The following is a 15,743-nucleotide window of genomic DNA, read 5'->3' on the forward strand; positions in this document are numbered from 1 at the left end:
CCCGCGGGGCAAGGGCACCATGGCGCAGGGGGGGCGCCGATTGGTCCTCCATCGGTCCGAGGACCGATCGGCGACGGGGGTGGCGCGCCTCCCCCCGCCCTTCCTTCCAAAAGCGAAAAGGGCGGCACCGAAGTGCCGCCCTTTCCGTTTCGACCCCTTCGCGGGATCACGAGTGATAGGCGCTTTCGCCGTGCGACGACAGGTCGAGGCCCTGGCGTTCCTCGTCCGCGCTCACGCGCAGGCCGGTGATGGCCTTGGTGACGTAGAGCAGGATGAGCGAGCCGACGCCGCACCAGACGATGGTCACCAGCACGGCCTTGATCTGGGCCATGACCTGGGCGCCCATGGTGCCCGCTTCGACGACGAAGCCGGTGCCGCCGAGCGAGGGGGCGCAGAGGATGCCGGTGCCGATGGCGCCGACGATGCCGCCGATGCCGTGGACGCCGAAGACGTCGAGGCTGTCGTCATAGCCGAACTTCGACTTCACGGTGGTGACGAAGAAGTAGCAGACCACCGCGGCGATCACGCCGAGGATGATCGCGCCGACCGGGCCGGTGGTGCCGCAGGCCGGGGTGATGGCGACGAGGCCGGCCACCATGCCCGAGGCAGCGCCCAGGCCCGAGGCCTTGCCGCGGCTCAGGCCTTCCACGACGCACCAGGCCAGGATGGCGCCGGCGGTGGCGAGGAAGGTGTTCAGCATCGCCAGCGTCGCGCCGGCGGTGGCTTCAAGGTTCGAACCGGCGTTGAAGCCGAACCAGCCGACCCACAGCATCGCCGCGCCGACCATGGTCAGCGTCATCGAGTGGGGAGCCATCATGTCCTTGCCGAGGCCCAGACGCGGGCCGAGCACGATCGCGCACATCAGCGCGGCGATACCGGCGTTGATGTGGACCACGGTGCCGCCGGCGAAGTCGATGGCGCCCATGTTGAAGATCAGGCCCGCGCCGTCCCAGACCATGTGGGCGATCGGGAAGTAGCAGAAGGTCACCCAGAGCGCCGAGAACAGCAGCACGCCCGAGAACTTGATGCGTTCGGCGAAGGCGCCGACGATCAGGGCCGGGGTGATGGCCGCGAAGGTCATCTGGAAGGCGATGAAGACATATTCCGGCAGCACGATGCCGTCCGAGAAGGTGGCGGCGGTCGAGTCGAGCGTCACGCCGGCCAGGAACATCTTCGCGGTGCCGCCCCAGAACGGCGAGGTCGAGCCGCCGAAGGCGAAGGAATAGCCGTAGAGGCACCAGATCACCATGACCAGGGCACCGACCACGGTGCACTGCATCAGGACCGACAGCATGTTCTTGGTGCGCACGAGGCCGCCGTAGAACAGCGCGAGGCCCGGGATCAGCATGAACAGCACCAGGAGCGACGAGGTCATCATCCAGGCGACGTCGCCCTTTTCGATGACGTCCGCGGCGGCTTCGGCGGCCGGAGCGGCGGTGTCCTGCGCCAGGGCGGGCAGCGCGGCCAGCGCCGTCAGCGCCGTGAGGCCCGCGAGTTTCTTAAGATTTGCCATGTTCTCTTCTTTCCCCTGTCCCGGAACGCTCAGAGCGCGTCGTCGTTGAGCTCGCCGGTGCGCACGCGGACCGCCTGCGCGACATCGAGCACGAAGATCTTGCCGTCGCCGATCTTGTCGGTCTTCGCCGTCTTCTGGATGGTCTCGATGACCTGGTCGGCGAGGGCGTCGCTGACCACGATCTCGAGCTTGACCTTCGGCACGAAGTTCACTGCGTATTCGGCACCGCGGTAGATTTCGGTGTGGCCGGACTGCGAGCCGAAGCCCTTCACCTCGGTCACCATCATCCCGCGCACGCCGATCGCCGTGAGAGCCTCGCGCACTTCCTCGAGCTTGAACGGCTTGATGGCTGCAATGATGAGTTTCACTTTGGGTTCCTTCCTCTGGCAGCGCCCTGTCGGCAGGCCCCTGTCTTCAGGTGGCGGCTCAGCCCACGGCAGGCAGATGGCCGGTTTCACGCCGGCGTTACAAGGCGGAGCGGACCGGCTTCGCCCCACCCCGGACACAGTTTCGCACAATAATTGCACAAAAGACACAACGTGCTCATACATTAAGCAGAATGCAAACCGAATCGTGAAGTCAAAACGCTCCACTTCGCAGGCGCGGCAGGCTATGGTGTCGGGAAAACGCGCGGCCGGCGGCCGGGTCCGGGATCTTCTGCGATCCTTCGGCACTTGGTCAGCAACGGTGGCGCATTGTGGCACAAATAGCGGGCGGACTTGCAGAAAATGACGGGTAACAGCGGCAGACGACCTCCATTGGTCGCCGACCGGCGCTATCAGGCATCGGCACGGTCCACGCAGAAGCCCCCGGCGCGCGGCGGCGGCTCGGGCGGATCCGGCGGCGGTGGCCGTCCGCCGAAAACGCCCAAACGCGCGCCACGACGGCGGCGCAACCCGATCGTCGCGCTGGTCTCGACGGTGCTGGGCGGCATCTGGCGGGCGGTCTTCACGATGGGCGCGACCGTCGCGGTCGCCATCGCGCTGGGCCTTGGCGCGATGACCATGCATTTCTACAGCCAGCTGCCGGACGTGGGAAAACTGCTCGACGCGCGCACCCGCGGCTCGGTCACGATGACCGACGACAACGGCCAGGTCTTCGCCTGGCGCGGCGAGACCTTCGGCGGCGAGATCACCGCCGGCACCGTCTCGCCCTACCTGAAGAATGCGATCGTCGCGACCGAGGACCGCCGCTTCTACCAGCATTTCGGGATCAGCCCGCGCGGCATCGCCTCGGCGGTGAAGATCAACCTGTCCGAGGGGCGCGGCGCGCTTGAAGGCAACGGCGGCTCGACCATCACCCAGCAGGTGGCGAAGCTCCTGTGCCTGGGCGTCGATTACGATCCGTCGAAATGGAAGAACGAGGCCAGCTACGAGGCCGACTGCCGCGTCTCGTCGGTGTGGCGCAAGCTGAAGGAAGTGCCGTTCTCCTTCGCGATGGAGGCGAAGTACGGCAAGGACAACATCCTGACCATCTACCTCAACCGCGCCTATCTGGGTGCGGGCACCCGCGGTTTCGAGGCGGCCTCGCAGCGCTACTTCGGCAAGTCGGCGGCCAATGTCTCGCCGGCCGAGGCGGCGATGCTGGCGGGCCTGCTGAAGGCGCCGACGCGCTTCGCCCCGACCGCGAACCTCGAACGCTCGCAGGAGCGCGCGACGCTGATCGTCGGGCTGATGCGCGAGCAGGGCTATCTGACCCAAGCCGAGGCCGACCAGGCGCGGCAGCATCCCGCGCAGCTGTCGGAGGGCGCGCGGCAGGATTCGGGCGGCTATTTCGCCGACTGGGTGATGGAATCGGGGCCGGACTTCCTGACCAAGGACACGACCGAGGACGTGGTGATCCGCACCACCTTCGACCAGCGGATCCAGACCGCGGCCGAGGGGGCGCTGAAGGATGTGTTCGAAAGCAAGCTGAAGGCCGGCTCGAAGGCGCAGGCGGCGGTGATCGTGATGTCGGCGGACGGCGCGGTGCGCGCGATGATCGGCGGCACCAAGTCGGGCGTTCAGGGCGCGTTCAACCGCGCGACCCAGGCCAAGCGGCAGACCGGCTCGACCTTCAAGCCCTTCGTCTATGCCGCGGCGCTGGACGAGAACTATCCGCCCTCGTCGATCGTGCAGGACGCGCCGCTGACCATCGACGTGCCGGGGTCCGGCCCCTGGTCGCCGCAGAACTACGAGAAGGGCCAGTACCGGGGCCCGATCACGCTGATGACGGCGCTGGCGAATTCCGTCAACACCGCGACGATCCGCGTGCAGGAGGCGGTGGGCCGCGAGAACGTGCGCCGCATCGCTGAGGGCTTCGGCTTCGCGCATGACTTGGCCGACGGGCCGGCGCTGGCGCTGGGGGTGTCGGAATCGACGCTGATCGAGATGACGGGGGCCTATGCGGGCTTCCTGAACGGCGGCTCGTCCGTGCGCCCCTACGGCATCGAGAGCCTGAGCCTGAAGAGCGATTCCGAGCCGCTGATGGGCAAGGACGGCGGCATGGGCGAGCGGGTGATCTCTGAAACCGCGGCGCGGCAGCTGGTCTACATGATGACCCGCGTGATCGAGGAAGGCTCGGGCCGGCGCGCGAAGCTGGGCGACCGCCCGGCGGCGGGCAAGACCGGCACGACGCAGGCCGCGCGCGATGCCTGGTTCATCGGCTTCACCGCCGATTACGTGGCGGGCGTCTGGATGGGCTATGACGACAACACGCCGCTGTCGGGCGTGACCGGTGGCGGCCTGCCGGCCGAGATCTGGCACGAGGTGATGGCGCGCGTTCACGACGGGCTGCCGATCCACGAGCTGCCGATGGATCCGCCGACGGAATATTACGGCCAGGTCCCCGCCGACCAGGGCGGCAACGGCCCGGTGCCGGGCCAGCCGGACTTCCCTTACCAGGGCGAGACCCGCAGCTCGCGCAGCGGCGGCGGCAATGAGGTCGAGCGGGTGATCAACGACGTGCTGGGCGCGATCCTCGGGCGGCGGTGACGGGGCCCGGGGCCGCGAGGGGGCGCTGCCCCCTCGGACCTGCGGTCCTCACCCCCGGAGTATTTCAGCCAAGCCAAAAGCCGGCAGATCCGCTCAGAGATCGCGGCCGAGGTAGACCACGTCCGCGAGCGGGTTGTGGTAATAGGGCGCGATCTCTGTGAAGCCGGCGGCGCGGTAGAGCGCCAGCGCCGGCGTCATCGTCCGCAGCGTGTCGAGCAGCATCCGCCGGTAGCCGAGGCGCCGCGCCTCGGTCAGCAGGGCAGCGACGAGACCGTGCCCGAGCCCCCTGCCCCGCGCCGCGGGGCCGAGATAGAGGCGCTTCATCTCGCAGCAGCCGGTCTGCCCCTCGACCGCGATCGGGCGCAGGGCGATGCAGCCGATCGCCGCGTCGCCGAGGCCGGCCAGCAGCACGATGCCCGCGGGGGGCGCGTATTTGCCGGGCAGGGCCGCGAGTTCGGCCTCGAACCCCTGGAAGGCCAGGTCGAGGCCCAGCCCCTCGGCATAGGCACGAAAAAGCCCGCGCACCGCCCCGAGGTCCTCGGGGAAGCGCGCGGGCCGGATCGTCACGCCCTGCAGGTCAGGCAAGCGTCGGCAGGTCCTTGATCAGCTGGTCGAGGTTGCCCTTGCGCTGGTCGAGCAGCGCGCCGATCTCGGTGCGCTCGGTCGCCAGCATGTTCACGCCCTCGATGATGACGTTGAAGAACAGGTTCTTGCCCGAGCGGTCCGAGACCTGCCAGCGCACGTCGATCGGCGACTGGCCGCGGACGCGGGCGGTCGACTGCACCTCGTAGAAGGTCTTCACGGCGCGGGCGTCGCTGACCTGGATGTCGGTGCCCTTGAAGTCGCGGAACCGGCGGCCGTACTTGCGCGCGATATAGGTGCGGAACGCCCCGGTGAAGGCCTGCATCTGCGACGGGTTCGCCTGCCGCGCGGCGACGCCCAGCGCGCTTTGCGCGATGATCGCGACATCGGCATAGCGGGTGAAGATCGTCTCGAAATCCGAGAAGAGCGCGGCGTCGGACTTGCCCGAGTTGATCGAGCCGTTGATGTCGTTGACCAGCGCATCGACCAGCGAGCGGGCTTCGTCCGTGGTCAGCGCGAAGGCCGCCCGCGGCGCGAAGGTCGCGGCGGCGGCGGCGCCGGCGGCCATCACGGCCAGCAGGCCACGGCGGTTCAGTTCAGTTGCCATAGGGGTCCTCATAGGGGTCGTAGGCGTCTTGGTCCTTGTCCGCCGTCTGCCCCAGGTCGTAGCGGCGGTTCTGGAGGTAGGTGAGGCGGGCCTGCGCGTAGCTGTCCGCGCTGTTGTAGAGCAGGTCGTCCGCGGTCCCGCGGTACTCATAACGATAGTTCAGATTGTCGCCGACGCGAGACCCGATCACGTAGTTCTGTTCGGGCTCTTCGAGGTGGTTGAACGGATCGAGCACCGCGTCGACCAGCTTGCCGGTTGCGTCGCGCACCGTCGAGGGGCCGAAGACCGGCAGCTCGACATAGGCGCCCTCGTTGGCGCCCCAGACGTGCAGCGTCTGGCCGAAATCGGCCTCGCGCTCGTCCAGGCCCATGTCCGAGGCGACGTCGAGCAGGCCGCCGATGCCGAAGGTCGTGTTCACGAGGAAGCGCATGGTGTTGGCCCCCGCGTCCTCGACCCGGCCCTGCAGCACCGAGTTCAGGATCGCCGAGGGCATCCCGAGGTTGCCGGCGAAGTTCGACACGCCGGTGCGTGCCGGGCGCGGAACCACGGTGCCGTAGGCCATCGAGGCGGGGCGCAGCACCACCGTGTCGAGACCCTTGTTCACACTGTGGGTCGCCCGGTTCACCCGTTCGAGCGGGTCATAGACGCCGTCGGGCTGCTTGGTGCCGTCGGCGCAGGCCGACAGGGCGAGGGCCGCGGCGAGGGCCGCGGACGGGAGGATGCGGGAAGGGCGGAGGAGGGACATGCGCGCGACCACGAATTTAACCAATCTTCCTTCCCATACGGGATATCCGGAGCGGGGGAAACCGTCGGGTTCAGTTCGGGGGTCCGACATGCGTGCTTCCAGCAACAATACGCTGCAGTGCGACGACCGGTTCCGACAGCGCCCCGCCAGACGCACCCGCGCCGGCGGCAACCCGCCGCTTTCGGCCTTTTCCCCGCCGCTGCCGGCGGCTAGCCTCCGCGCCGACGCAGATACCGGCCGCGCGCCCCCGCCGCGGCCCGCCCAAAGGAGCCCGCCATGACCGGAACCATCGACGCCCGCCTCGCCGAGCTGAAGATCGAACTGCCCGACGCGCCGATGCCGGCCGCGAACTACGTGCCCTACGTGATCTCGGGCTCGATGCTCTATGTCTCGGGCCAGATCAGCCAGAACGCAGCGGGCCTGATCACCGGCAAGGTCGGCGCCGGGCTGGACACCGCCGCCGGCGCTGCCGCCGCGCGCCAGTGCGCGCTGTCGCTGATCGCGCAGGCCAAGGCGGCCTGCGGTGGCGATCTGGACCGGATCGCGCGCGTGGTGAAGCTGGTGGGCTTTGTGAACTCGACCCCCGAGTTCATCGACCAGCCGCAGGTGATCAACGGGGCCTCGGACCTGTTCGTCGAGGTCTTCGGCGATGCGGGCCGTCATGCGCGCTCGGCGGTCTCGGCCGGGTCGCTACCGCGTGGCGTCGCCGTCGAGATCGAGGCGATCTTCGAGCTGCGCTGAGACCGACATGCCTGCGCCCCTGCATCCCGACTTCCTGCGCCTGCCGATCGCCCACCGCGCCTATCACGACCGCGCGGCCGGGCGGCCCGAGAACTCGCGCGCGGCGATCCGGGCGGCGGTTGCCGCGGGCTATGGCATCGAGATCGACCTGCAGCCCTCGGCCGAGGGGCTGCCGATGGTCTTTCACGACTATGACCTGAAGCGGCTGACCGGCCGCTCGGGCAAGGTCAACGCCTTCGCCGCGGCCGAGCTGGCCGCGACGCGGCTGCTGGATGCCGAGGACGGGATCCCCGGCTTCGTCGAGGTGCTGGAGATCGTCGCCGGCCGGGTGCCGCTGCTGGTCGAGATCAAGGACCAGGACGGGGCGATGGGCACCGACACCCGCGGTTTCGAGGCGGCGGTGGCGGCGGCGATCGGCAGCTACGCCGGTCCGCTGGCGGTGATGTCCTTCAACCCGAACGCGGTCGCGGCCTTTCATGAAGCGCGGCCCGACGTGGCGGTGGGGATCACCACCTCGGCCTATTGCGCCGCGGACTGGGTGTTCCTGCCCGAGTCGGTCTGCGACCGGCTGCGCGAGATCCCGGACTACGACCGCACCGGCGCAAGCTTCATCAGCCACGAGCACGGCGATCTGGGCCGGCCGCGGGTGGCCGAGCTGAAGGCCCGTGGTGCGGGCATCCTGTGCTGGACGATCCGCTCGACCGAAGCCGAGGCGGCGGCGCGGAGCGTGGCCCATAACGTCACCTTCGAGGGTTATCCGGCGATCCTGCCCGGCTGAGCGACCCGGGCGACGCGGCTCTCACCGCCTGTCTTGGCGCCGCGCGTGCGGAACAGCGCCGGGCGGCAGCGCACGCCCGTCACAGACCCGCGAGCGCGCTTGACGGCCGACCGCGCGGGACGCAGCTTCTGTCGGGCTCCGCCAAGCCCCCGCGGCCCGCGTCGCGGCCTCTCCCCTGCGGCCACTTCCCCTGCGGCCCCTCCCCTGCGGCCTCTCCACTGTGGAAGGACAGCCATGACCGACAGCCCCGACCTGATCGAGATCACGGTTCTCGACACGCTCGACGCGATCGCGCCCGAGGACTGGGATGCCTGCGCCGCCCCCGAAACGGCCAATGGCGGTCGCCCGCGCGATCCGTTCACGACGCATCGCTTCCTTTTGGCGCTCGAAAGCTCCCGCTCGACCGGCGGGCGGTCCGGCTGGACGCCGCGGCATCTGGTGGCGCGGGCGGGCGGCGCGGTGATCGCGGTGATGCCGATGTATGTGAAGGCGCACAGCCAGGGCGAATACATCTTCGATCACGGCTGGGCCGATGCGCTGGAGCGGGCGGGCGGGCAGTATTACCCGAAGCTGCAGGCGGCGGTGCCCTTCACCCCGGCGACGGGGCGGCGGTTCCTGACGCGGGCGGGCGACGCGGCGGCGGGGATCGCGGCGCTGACGCAGGCGCTGGTGAAGATCGCGGCCGACAACGGGCTGTCTTCGGCCCATGTCACCTTCTGCACCGAGGCCGAGGCGATCGCGGGCGAGGCGATGGGCCTGCTGCGCCGGGTGACGCAGCAGTACCACTGGCTGAACCGCGGCTATGCCGGGTTCGAGGATTTCCTCGCCGATCTGTCCAGCCGCAAGCGCAAGGCGATCCGCAAGGAGCGCGCGCGGGCGCAGGCCTTCGGCGGCGAGATCCGGGCGCTGACCGGCGACCAGATCGAGCCCGCGCATTGGGATGCGGTCTGGGCCTTCTATCAGGACACCGGCGGGCGGAAATGGGGGCGGCCCTACCTGACGCGGGCGGCCTTCGAGGCGTTTCACGCGACGATGCGCGACGACATCCTTCTGGTGCTGGCCGAGCGCGACGGGCGGCCGGTGGCGGGGGCGCTGAACTTCATCGGGCGCGACACGCTTTACGGGCGCTACTGGGGCTGCACCGAGGACCACCCGTTCCTGCATTTCGAGCTGTGCTATTATCAGGCGATCGACTGGGCGCTGGCGCAGGGGCTGGCGCGGGTCGAGGCCGGGGCGCAGGGCGAGCACAAGCTGGCGCGCGGCTATCTGCCGGTCGCCACCCATTCGCTGCACTGGATCGCCGAGCCGTCTTTCCGGACCGCGGTGGCGCGCTACCTCGAGGCCGAGCGCAGCGCGGTGGACGAAGAGATCGAGGTGCTGACCGGCTACGGGCCGTTCCGGCGCACCGGCTCTGACGACCAGGTGTGATGCGCCCCTGAGGGGGAAGCGATGGCCGAGTTCGTTCTGTATCACCATCCGCAGTCGCGCGGACGGATCGCGCGCTGGATGCTGGAAGAGCTGGGCGTGCCCTACCGGCTGGCGCTGGTGGGCTTCAACGATCCCGCCCCGGGTGCGGCGGCGGTGGGCATGGGCGATGCGGGCTTCGCGGCGGTGACGCAGATGCGCAAGGTGCCGGCGCTGGTGCATGGCGAGACCGTGGTGACCGAGGCGGCGGCGATCTGCGCCTATCTGGCCGATGCGGCGCCGGCCGCGGGCCTTGCACCGCCGCCGGCCGAGCGGGGCGCCTATTACCGCTGGCTGTTCTTCGCCGCCGGTCCCTTCGAGCAGGCGATCACCAGCGCCGCGATGGGCTGGGCCGCCCCGCCCGAGCGCGAGCGGATGCTGGGCTTCGGCAGCCTGCCCCGCGTGCTCGACGCGCTGGAGGGTTGGCTCGGGGCGCGGGAGTACATCACCCACGACCGGTTCACGGCGGCGGATGTCTATGTCGGCTCTGCGCTGGGCTACGGGATGATGGTGGGGTCGGTGCCGAAGCGGCCGGCGTTCGAGACCTATCACGCAAGGCTCGCCGCGCGCCCGGCGGCGCTGCGCGCCAGCGCGCTCGATGACGCGCTGGCGGCGGAAGGCAAGGTCTGACCGGCCCGGGGGCGGGCCGGCAAGGCGTCACGCGCGGACGAGCTTTTCGTAGGCCATCGCGGTGTCGCGGGTCAGTTGGCCGACCTCGAAGCGGTAGGGACCGATCTCGGCCACCGGGGTGACCTCGGCGGCGGTGCCGGTCAGCCAGCACTGCTGGAAGGTCTCCAGCTCTTCGGGCATGATGTGGCGCTCGTGCACGGTCACGCCCTGCTCGCGCAGCATGGCGATGACGGTCTGGCGGGTGATGCCGTTCAGGAAGGCATCGGCCAGCGGCGTGTGCACTTCGCCGTCCTTGACGAAGAAGATGTTGGCGCCGGTGCATTCGGCCACATAGCCGCGGTAGTCCATGAACAGCGCGTCAGAGTAGCCCTTGGCCTCGGCCGCGTGCTTGGACATCGTGCAGATCATGTAGAGGCCGGCGGCCTTCGCGGCGGTCGGGATCGTCTCGGGCGAGGGACGCTTCCACTTCGAGATGTCGATCTTCGCGCCCTTCATCTTGGCGTCGCCGTAATAGGCGCCCCATTCCCAGCCCGCGACCGCGAGCCGCACCGGGTTGCGCGCGGCGGACACGCCCATGTCCTCGCCCGCGCCGCGGAAGGCCACCGCGCGCACATAGGCGTCGGTCCAGCCGTTCGCCTTCAGCATCGCGTATTTGGCTTCCTCGATCTGCTCGACGGTATAGGGGATCTCCATGTCCAGCAGTTCCGCCGACTTGCGCAGGCGGATCGAATGCTCGACGCCCTTGAAGATCTTGCCGTTGTAGCAGCGCTCACCCTCGAACACGCTCGATGCGTAATGCAGCGCGTGGGTCAGGATGTGGACCTTGGCGTCGCGCCACTCCACCAGCGTGCCGTCCATCCAGATCTTGCCGTCGCGATCGTCGTAAGCCCCGGCCATCGTCGTCTCTCCTTCGGGCCTTGCCCGCATCATCTGGCCGGTCACCCCAGCCTTGGTTTTTCAAAAATTACCGCCACAAGGTCCGGTTCGGACATAAAGTTGCGGAAATCATGGCTGGGAGCTAACGTTTGATTCTTGGAAAGTCAACAAGGCTGCCCTAAAATCGGCAGCGACGAAAAGAAACGTGATTGAAGGGGGGAGCCTTGGCACGCACCACCGTGGCGCCGCCGCCGGGCGGCGAGAACCTGCTGTTCCTCACCGACGAGCAGCTGAGAAAGGGGATCGAGGCGATGTTCTTCGCCTATCGCGGTTTCACCGCCGACCCCGACCGCATCCTAGAGGCCAAGGGGTATGGCCGCGCCCATCACAGGGCGCTGCATTTCATCCATCGCGATCAGGGCCAGACGGTGACGAACCTGCTGGCGATGCTGGGCGTGACCAAGCAGTCGCTGAACCGGGTGCTGCGCACGCTGGTCGAGGACGGGCTGGTCGAGGCCCGCGTCGGGCGGCGCGACAAGCGCGAGCGCAACCTCTACCTCACCCCCGAGGGCGAGGCGCTGGAACGCGAATTGTCCGAGGCGCAGCGCGGGCGGATGCGCGCGGCCTATCGCGCCGCGGGGCCGGCGGCGGTGGCGGGCTTCCGTCAGGTTCTGGAGGCGATGATGGACCCCGACCTCCGGCGCTATTATCAATCCATGAAGGACGCCGGATGAGCGCCGGCGCGAGGGCAGTGAGGCAATGACGGGCGACACCCATCTTCTGGTCGTGGATGACGACGAACGGATCCGAGGGCTTTTGCAGAAGTTCCTGAACCGCAACGGCTTCATGGTGACCACGGCGCGGGATGCCGCCCATGCGCGGCGCATCCTGGCCGGGCTGGAATTCGACCTGATCGTGCTCGACGTGATGATGCCGGGCGAGGATGGCGTCAGCCTGACCCGCGACCTGCGGCGGCAGATGAAGGTGCCGATCCTGCTCCTGACCGCGCGGGGCGAGACCTCTGAGCGGATCGAGGGGCTGGAGGCCGGGGCGGACGACTATCTTGCCAAGCCCTTCGAGCCGAAGGAGCTGCTGCTGCGCATCAACGCGATCCTGCGCCGGGCCCCTGCCCCGGCCGAGGCCGGGCCGAAGTTCATCCATCTGGGCCCGGTGCGCTATGACATGGGGCGGGGCGAGCTGTGGCGCGGCGAGGCGCTGATCCGGCTGACCGCGACCGAGGCCGCCCTGATGCGGATCTTCGCGGGCAAGGTCGGCGAGCCGATCAGCCGCCAGACGCTGGTGGAAGAGCTGGGCCGCGACAAGGGCTCGGCCGCCGAGGTCGCGCAGGAACGCGCGGTCGACGTGCAGATCACCCGCCTGCGCCGCAAGATCGAGGGAGATCCGCGCGAGCCGCGCTATCTGCAGACGGTGCGCGGCGCGGGCTACATGCTGATGCCGGAATAGGCCGCGACGTGCCGGCCCGAGGCTGGCCTTGCGCCGCCTGCGGGTCTATACGGGCGCGACGCGTGAAGCCCGAGGGAGTCCCCGATGGAAGACATTGCCGCGATGAGCTTCGAAGAGGCGATGAAGGCGCTTGAGCAGGTCGTGGGCCAGCTCGAGCGTGGCGACGTGCCGCTGGAGGCCTCGATCGGCCTTTACGAGCGTGGCGCTGCGCTGAAGGCGCATTGCGAGGCCAAGCTGAAGGCCGCCGAGGAGAAGGTCGCGAAGATCACCCTTGGATCCGACGGCAAGCCCGACGGGCTGCAGCCGGTCGAGGGGCTCTGAGGCCGCGCCATGACGTTCGAGACCCGGCTGACCGACACCGCCGCCGAGATCGGCGCGGCCCTTGCCGCGAGCCTTGCCGCGCGCGGGGACGAGCCGGTGATCGCGGCGATGCGCTATGCGCTGGAGGGCGGCAAGCGACTGCGCGGGTTCCTTGTCTTGGAATCGGCGGCTTTGTTCGGGATCGAGCGGGCGGCGGCGATGCCTGCCGCTTGCGCGGTCGAGGCGCTTCATGCCTACAGTCTGGTGCATGACGACCTGCCCTGCATGGATGACGACGACCTGCGCCGCGGGCGGCCCACGGTGCATGTCGCCTGGGACGAGGCGACGGCGGTGCTGGCGGGCGACGCCCTGCAGACGCTGGCCTTCGAGCTGTGCTGCGATCCGCGTCTGGGCGGGGCCGAGGCGCGGGTGGCGCTGGTCGCCGCCTTGGCGCGTGCCAGCGGGGCCGAGGGCATGGTGCTGGGCCAGGCTTTGGACATCGCCGCCGAGACGGTGCTGGAGCGCGAGGGCCGCCGGCTGACCCTGCCCGAGATCACCCGGCTGCAGGCCGGCAAGACCGGGGCGCTGATTTCCTTCTCGGCCGAGGCGGGGGCGATCCTGGCCGGGGCCGACCGGGCGCCCTTGGCGGCCTATGCCGCGGCGCTGGGCCTTGCCTTCCAGATCGCCGACGACATCTTGGATGTAGAGGGCGACGCGGCGACGGCCGGCAAGCGGGTGGGCAAGGATGCCGCCGCGGGCAAGGCCACCTTCGTGTCGCTGCTGGGCCTGCAAGGCGCCAAGGACCGCGCCGCCGAACTGGTGGCAGAGGCCTGCGCGGCGCTGGCCCCCCATGAGGACCGGGCCGAGACCCTGCGGGCCGCCGCCCGCTTCGCAATCGCCCGCAAGGCCTGACTGTAAGGAGCGCCGCGATGGGCGAGCGACCGAAGACCCCGACCCTCGACCGGGTCACCCTGCCCTCTGACCTGAAGGCGCTGTCGGATCGCGAGCTGAAGACGCTTGCCGACGAACTGCGGGCCGAGACGATCAGCGCCGTGTCCGAGACCGGCGGCCATCTGGGCGCGGGTCTGGGCGTGGTCGAGCTGACGGTGGCGATCCATGCCGTCTTCGACACGCCGCGCGACAAGCTGATCTGGGACGTGGGCCACCAGTGCTATCCGCACAAGATCCTGACCGGACGGCGCGACCGCATCCGCACCCTGCGCACGGAAAACGGCCTGTCGGGCTTCACCAAGCGCTCCGAAAGCCCCTATGACCCGTTCGGGGCGGCGCACAGCTCGACCTCGATCTCGGCCGCGCTGGGCTTCGCGATGGCGCGCGAACTGGGCGGCGATCCGGGCGACGCGATCGCGGTGATCGGCGACGGCTCGATGTCGGCGGGCATGGCCTTCGAGGCGCTGAACAACGCGGGCCATCTGAAGAAGCGGCTGTTCGTGGTGCTGAACGACAACGAGATGTCGATCGCGCCGCCGACGGGGGCGCTGTCTTCGTATCTGACCCGGCTTTATGCCGAGGGTCCGTTCCACGAGCTGAAGGCCGCCGCCAAGGGCGCGGTCAGCCTGCTGCCGCCGCCCTTCCAGGAGGGGGCCAAGCGCGCCAAGGAGATGCTGAAGGGCCTGACCGTCGGCGGAACGATGTTCGAGGAGCTGGGCTTTTCCTACATCGGCCCGGTCGACGGGCATGATCTGGACCAGCTGCTGCCGCTTCTGCGCACGGTGAAGGCGCGGGCGACGGGGCCTGTCCTGATCCATGCGATCACCAAGAAGGGCAAGGGCTATGCCCCGGCCGAGCAGGCCGCCGACCGCGGCCATGCGCGCGCCAAGTTCGACGTGCTGACCGGCGAGCAGGCCAAGGCCAAGTCGAACGCGCCGGCCTATACCAAGGTCTTTGCGCAGGCGCTGATCGAGGAAGCGGCGCGCGACGACAAGATCGTGGCGGTGACCGCGGCGATGCCCGACGGCACCGGGCTCGACCTCTTCGCGGAGCGCTTCCCGCGGCGCTGCTTCGACGTAGGCATCGCCGAGCAGCATGCCGTCACCTTCTCGGCCGGCCTTGCCGCCGGGGGGATGAAGCCGTTCTGCGCGCTCTATTCGACCTTCCTGCAGCGCGGCTACGATCAGGTCGTGCATGACGTCGCGATCCAGCGGCTGCCGGTGCGCTTCGCCATCGACCGCGCGGGGCTGGTGGGCGCGGACGGCGCCACCCATGCCGGGGCTTTCGACGTGGCCTTCCTTGCGAACCTGCCGGGTATGGTGGTCATGGCGGCCGCCGACGAGGCGGAGCTCAAGCACATGGTCGCCACCGCCGTCGCCCATGACGAGGGGCCGATCGCCTTCCGCTATCCGCGCGGCGAGGGCACCGGCGTCGAGATGCCGGAGCGCGGCGTGCCGCTGGAGATCGGCCGCGGCCGGATCGTGGCCGAGGGCGGGCGCGTCGCGATCCTGTCCTTCGGCACGCGTCTGGCCGAGGTGATGGCCGCGCGCGAGGCGCTGGCGGCGCGGGGCCTTGCGCCCACGGTGGCCGATGCGCGCTTCGCCAAGCCGCTCGACCGCGAGATGATCCTGCGGCTGGCGCGCGGGCACGAGGCGCTGATCACCGTCGAAGAGGGCGCGGTGGGCGGCTTCGGCAGCCATGTCGCGCAGCTTCTGGCCGACGAGGGCGTCTTCGATCACGGGCTGAAGTTCCGCTCGATGGTGCTGCCCGACATCTTCATCGATCAGGCGAGCCCGGCGCGGATGTACGAGATCGCCGGCATGGATGCCGCGCAGATCGAGGCCAAGGTGCTCGAGGTGCTGGGCGTGGGACTAGCGCAGCCGGCCCGCGGCCGGGGCTGAGCAGGCCCCGCGGCCCGTCAATGTGACAGGATTTGAGCATGGCGGGCGAAAGGCCGCCATGCGTTTGCTGCGTTTGCACACATTCTGCCGCCGGGGCTCTTGCGTTTCCACGGCCGAAGGATCAGATCGCGGGAAGGGAGTGATTGCCGGATTCCCTGAATCCCCGTTTCTGAAGGTTCGACCCCCGTGTCCCAGTCCCCTGCCGACCTCGCAGGTCTT

At 69.4% G+C, this 15,743-nt stretch carries 16 protein-coding genes; 10 read left to right on the forward strand and 6 right to left on the reverse strand.

Features of this window, described 5'->3' with window-relative positions; translation table 11 throughout:
• Positions 1-166: 166 nt before the first annotated feature.
• A complete protein-coding gene (locus V8J36_RS01410) occupies positions 167-1,513 on the reverse strand; it encodes an ammonium transporter (protein WP_336465466.1) in 1,347 nt (448 codons plus the stop codon).
• A gap of 29 nt (positions 1,514-1,542) precedes the next feature.
• On the reverse strand, positions 1,543-1,881 hold the full coding sequence (locus V8J36_RS01415) for a P-II family nitrogen regulator (protein ID WP_336465467.1): 339 nt from the start codon (positions 1,879-1,881) through the stop codon (positions 1,543-1,545).
• Positions 1,882-2,241: 360 nt separating this feature from the next.
• Between V8J36_RS01415 and V8J36_RS01420 the strand changes: the two genes are divergently transcribed.
• Positions 2,242-4,485 (forward strand): transglycosylase domain-containing protein, encoded by a 2,244-nt coding sequence (locus V8J36_RS01420; protein ID WP_336465468.1) that lies wholly within the window; start codon positions 2,242-2,244, stop codon positions 4,483-4,485.
• Between the two features lie 93 nt (positions 4,486-4,578).
• On the opposite strand, the gene V8J36_RS01425 is transcribed toward V8J36_RS01420, so the two are convergent.
• Genes V8J36_RS01425 through V8J36_RS01435 form a run of 3 tightly spaced genes read right to left on the reverse strand, consistent with a single transcriptional unit; the run spans position 4,579 to position 6,419 of the window.
• On the reverse strand, positions 4,579-5,070 hold the full coding sequence (locus tag V8J36_RS01425; RefSeq protein WP_336465469.1) for a GNAT family N-acetyltransferase: 492 nt from the start codon (positions 5,068-5,070) through the stop codon (positions 4,579-4,581).
• Positions 5,063-5,674, reverse strand: coding sequence for an MlaC/ttg2D family ABC transporter substrate-binding protein (locus V8J36_RS01430; RefSeq protein WP_336465470.1), 612 nt, complete (start codon positions 5,672-5,674; stop codon positions 5,063-5,065). The genes V8J36_RS01425 and V8J36_RS01430 overlap by 8 nt, the downstream gene beginning before the upstream one ends.
• Positions 5,664-6,419 (reverse strand): MlaA family lipoprotein, encoded by a 756-nt coding sequence (locus tag V8J36_RS01435; RefSeq protein WP_336465471.1) that lies wholly within the window; start codon positions 6,417-6,419, stop codon positions 5,664-5,666. Before V8J36_RS01435 ends, V8J36_RS01430 begins: the two co-directional genes overlap by 11 nt.
• Before the next feature lie 276 nt (positions 6,420-6,695).
• Here V8J36_RS01435 and V8J36_RS01440 point away from each other — a divergent pair, with 276 nt between their 5' ends.
• From V8J36_RS01440 to V8J36_RS01455, 4 genes are all read left to right on the forward strand, one after another.
• Positions 6,696-7,160 (forward strand): RidA family protein, encoded by a 465-nt coding sequence (locus tag V8J36_RS01440; protein WP_336465472.1) that lies wholly within the window; start codon positions 6,696-6,698, stop codon positions 7,158-7,160.
• Positions 7,161-7,167: 7 nt separating this feature from the next.
• On the forward strand, positions 7,168-7,938 hold the full coding sequence (locus V8J36_RS01445; RefSeq protein WP_336465473.1) for a glycerophosphodiester phosphodiesterase family protein: 771 nt from the start codon (positions 7,168-7,170) through the stop codon (positions 7,936-7,938).
• Positions 7,939-8,172: 234 nt separating this feature from the next.
• Positions 8,173-9,366 (forward strand): GNAT family N-acetyltransferase, encoded by a 1,194-nt coding sequence (locus tag V8J36_RS01450; RefSeq protein WP_336465474.1) that lies wholly within the window; start codon positions 8,173-8,175, stop codon positions 9,364-9,366.
• Between the two features lie 21 nt (positions 9,367-9,387).
• Positions 9,388-10,032, forward strand: coding sequence for a glutathione S-transferase family protein (locus V8J36_RS01455; protein ID WP_336465475.1), 645 nt, complete (start codon positions 9,388-9,390; stop codon positions 10,030-10,032).
• A gap of 27 nt (positions 10,033-10,059) precedes the next feature.
• Here V8J36_RS01455 and V8J36_RS01460 read toward each other — a convergent pair whose 3' ends face one another.
• The gene (locus V8J36_RS01460; RefSeq protein WP_336465476.1) at positions 10,060-10,929 is read right to left on the reverse strand and encodes a branched-chain amino acid aminotransferase; all 870 of its coding nucleotides are present in this window, start codon (positions 10,927-10,929) and stop codon (positions 10,060-10,062) included.
• 290 nt (positions 10,930-11,219) lie between these two features.
• Between V8J36_RS01460 and V8J36_RS01465 the strand changes: the two genes are divergently transcribed.
• The 5 genes from V8J36_RS01465 (at position 11,220) to dxs (ending at position 15,524) form a co-directional block, all read left to right on the forward strand.
• Positions 11,220-11,642 carry a MarR family winged helix-turn-helix transcriptional regulator gene (locus V8J36_RS01465; protein WP_336466166.1) on the forward strand — a complete coding sequence of 141 codons (423 nt, stop codon included), beginning with the start codon at positions 11,220-11,222 and terminating at the stop codon, positions 11,640-11,642.
• A 25-nt stretch (positions 11,643-11,667) separates the two neighbouring features.
• Positions 11,668-12,372 carry a response regulator gene (locus V8J36_RS01470; protein ID WP_336465477.1) on the forward strand — a complete coding sequence of 235 codons (705 nt, stop codon included), beginning with the start codon at positions 11,668-11,670 and terminating at the stop codon, positions 12,370-12,372.
• 84 nt (positions 12,373-12,456) lie between these two features.
• Complete coding sequence (locus tag V8J36_RS01475) at positions 12,457-12,693, forward strand: exodeoxyribonuclease VII small subunit (RefSeq protein WP_336465478.1); 237 nt, start codon at positions 12,457-12,459, stop codon at positions 12,691-12,693.
• A 9-nt stretch (positions 12,694-12,702) separates the two neighbouring features.
• Positions 12,703-13,584: a polyprenyl synthetase family protein gene (locus V8J36_RS01480; protein WP_336465479.1), complete on the forward strand. Its 882-nt coding sequence runs from the start codon at positions 12,703-12,705 to the stop codon at positions 13,582-13,584.
• 17 nt (positions 13,585-13,601) lie between these two features.
• Positions 13,602-15,524: a 1-deoxy-D-xylulose-5-phosphate synthase gene (gene dxs / locus V8J36_RS01485; protein WP_336465480.1), complete on the forward strand. Its 1,923-nt coding sequence runs from the start codon at positions 13,602-13,604 to the stop codon at positions 15,522-15,524.
• Positions 15,525-15,743: the final 219 nt, after the last annotated feature.

Source organism: Frigidibacter sp. MR17.14 (assembly GCF_037095735.1).
Classification (GTDB): Bacteria; Pseudomonadota; Alphaproteobacteria; order Rhodobacterales; family Rhodobacteraceae; genus Frigidibacter.

What these genes read in the sequence shown, in the direction of transcription:
- V8J36_RS01410 (WP_336465466.1), bottom strand. Translation starts at nt 1,513, where the DNA reads ATGGCAAATCTTAAGAAACTCGCGGGCCTCACGGCGCTGACGGCGCTG.
- V8J36_RS01445 (WP_336465473.1), top strand. Translation starts at nt 7,168, where the DNA reads ATGCCTGCGCCCCTGCATCCCGACTTCCTGCGCCTGCCGATCGCCCAC.
- V8J36_RS01455 (WP_336465475.1), top strand. Translation starts at nt 9,388, where the DNA reads ATGGCCGAGTTCGTTCTGTATCACCATCCGCAGTCGCGCGGACGGATC.
- V8J36_RS01450 (WP_336465474.1), top strand. Translation starts at nt 8,173, where the DNA reads ATGACCGACAGCCCCGACCTGATCGAGATCACGGTTCTCGACACGCTC.
- V8J36_RS01475 (WP_336465478.1), top strand. Translation starts at nt 12,457, where the DNA reads ATGGAAGACATTGCCGCGATGAGCTTCGAAGAGGCGATGAAGGCGCTT.
- V8J36_RS01435 (WP_336465471.1), bottom strand. Translation starts at nt 6,419, where the DNA reads ATGTCCCTCCTCCGCCCTTCCCGCATCCTCCCGTCCGCGGCCCTCGCC.
- dxs (WP_336465480.1), top strand. Translation starts at nt 13,602, where the DNA reads ATGGGCGAGCGACCGAAGACCCCGACCCTCGACCGGGTCACCCTGCCC.
- V8J36_RS01480 (WP_336465479.1), top strand. Translation starts at nt 12,703, where the DNA reads ATGACGTTCGAGACCCGGCTGACCGACACCGCCGCCGAGATCGGCGCG.
- V8J36_RS01430 (WP_336465470.1), bottom strand. Translation starts at nt 5,674, where the DNA reads ATGGCAACTGAACTGAACCGCCGTGGCCTGCTGGCCGTGATGGCCGCC.
- V8J36_RS01465 (WP_336466166.1), top strand. Translation starts at nt 11,220, where the DNA reads ATGTTCTTCGCCTATCGCGGTTTCACCGCCGACCCCGACCGCATCCTA.
- V8J36_RS01470 (WP_336465477.1), top strand. Translation starts at nt 11,668, where the DNA reads ATGACGGGCGACACCCATCTTCTGGTCGTGGATGACGACGAACGGATC.
- V8J36_RS01420 (WP_336465468.1), top strand. Translation starts at nt 2,242, where the DNA reads ATGACGGGTAACAGCGGCAGACGACCTCCATTGGTCGCCGACCGGCGC.
- V8J36_RS01440 (WP_336465472.1), top strand. Translation starts at nt 6,696, where the DNA reads ATGACCGGAACCATCGACGCCCGCCTCGCCGAGCTGAAGATCGAACTG.
- V8J36_RS01460 (WP_336465476.1), bottom strand. Translation starts at nt 10,929, where the DNA reads ATGGCCGGGGCTTACGACGATCGCGACGGCAAGATCTGGATGGACGGC.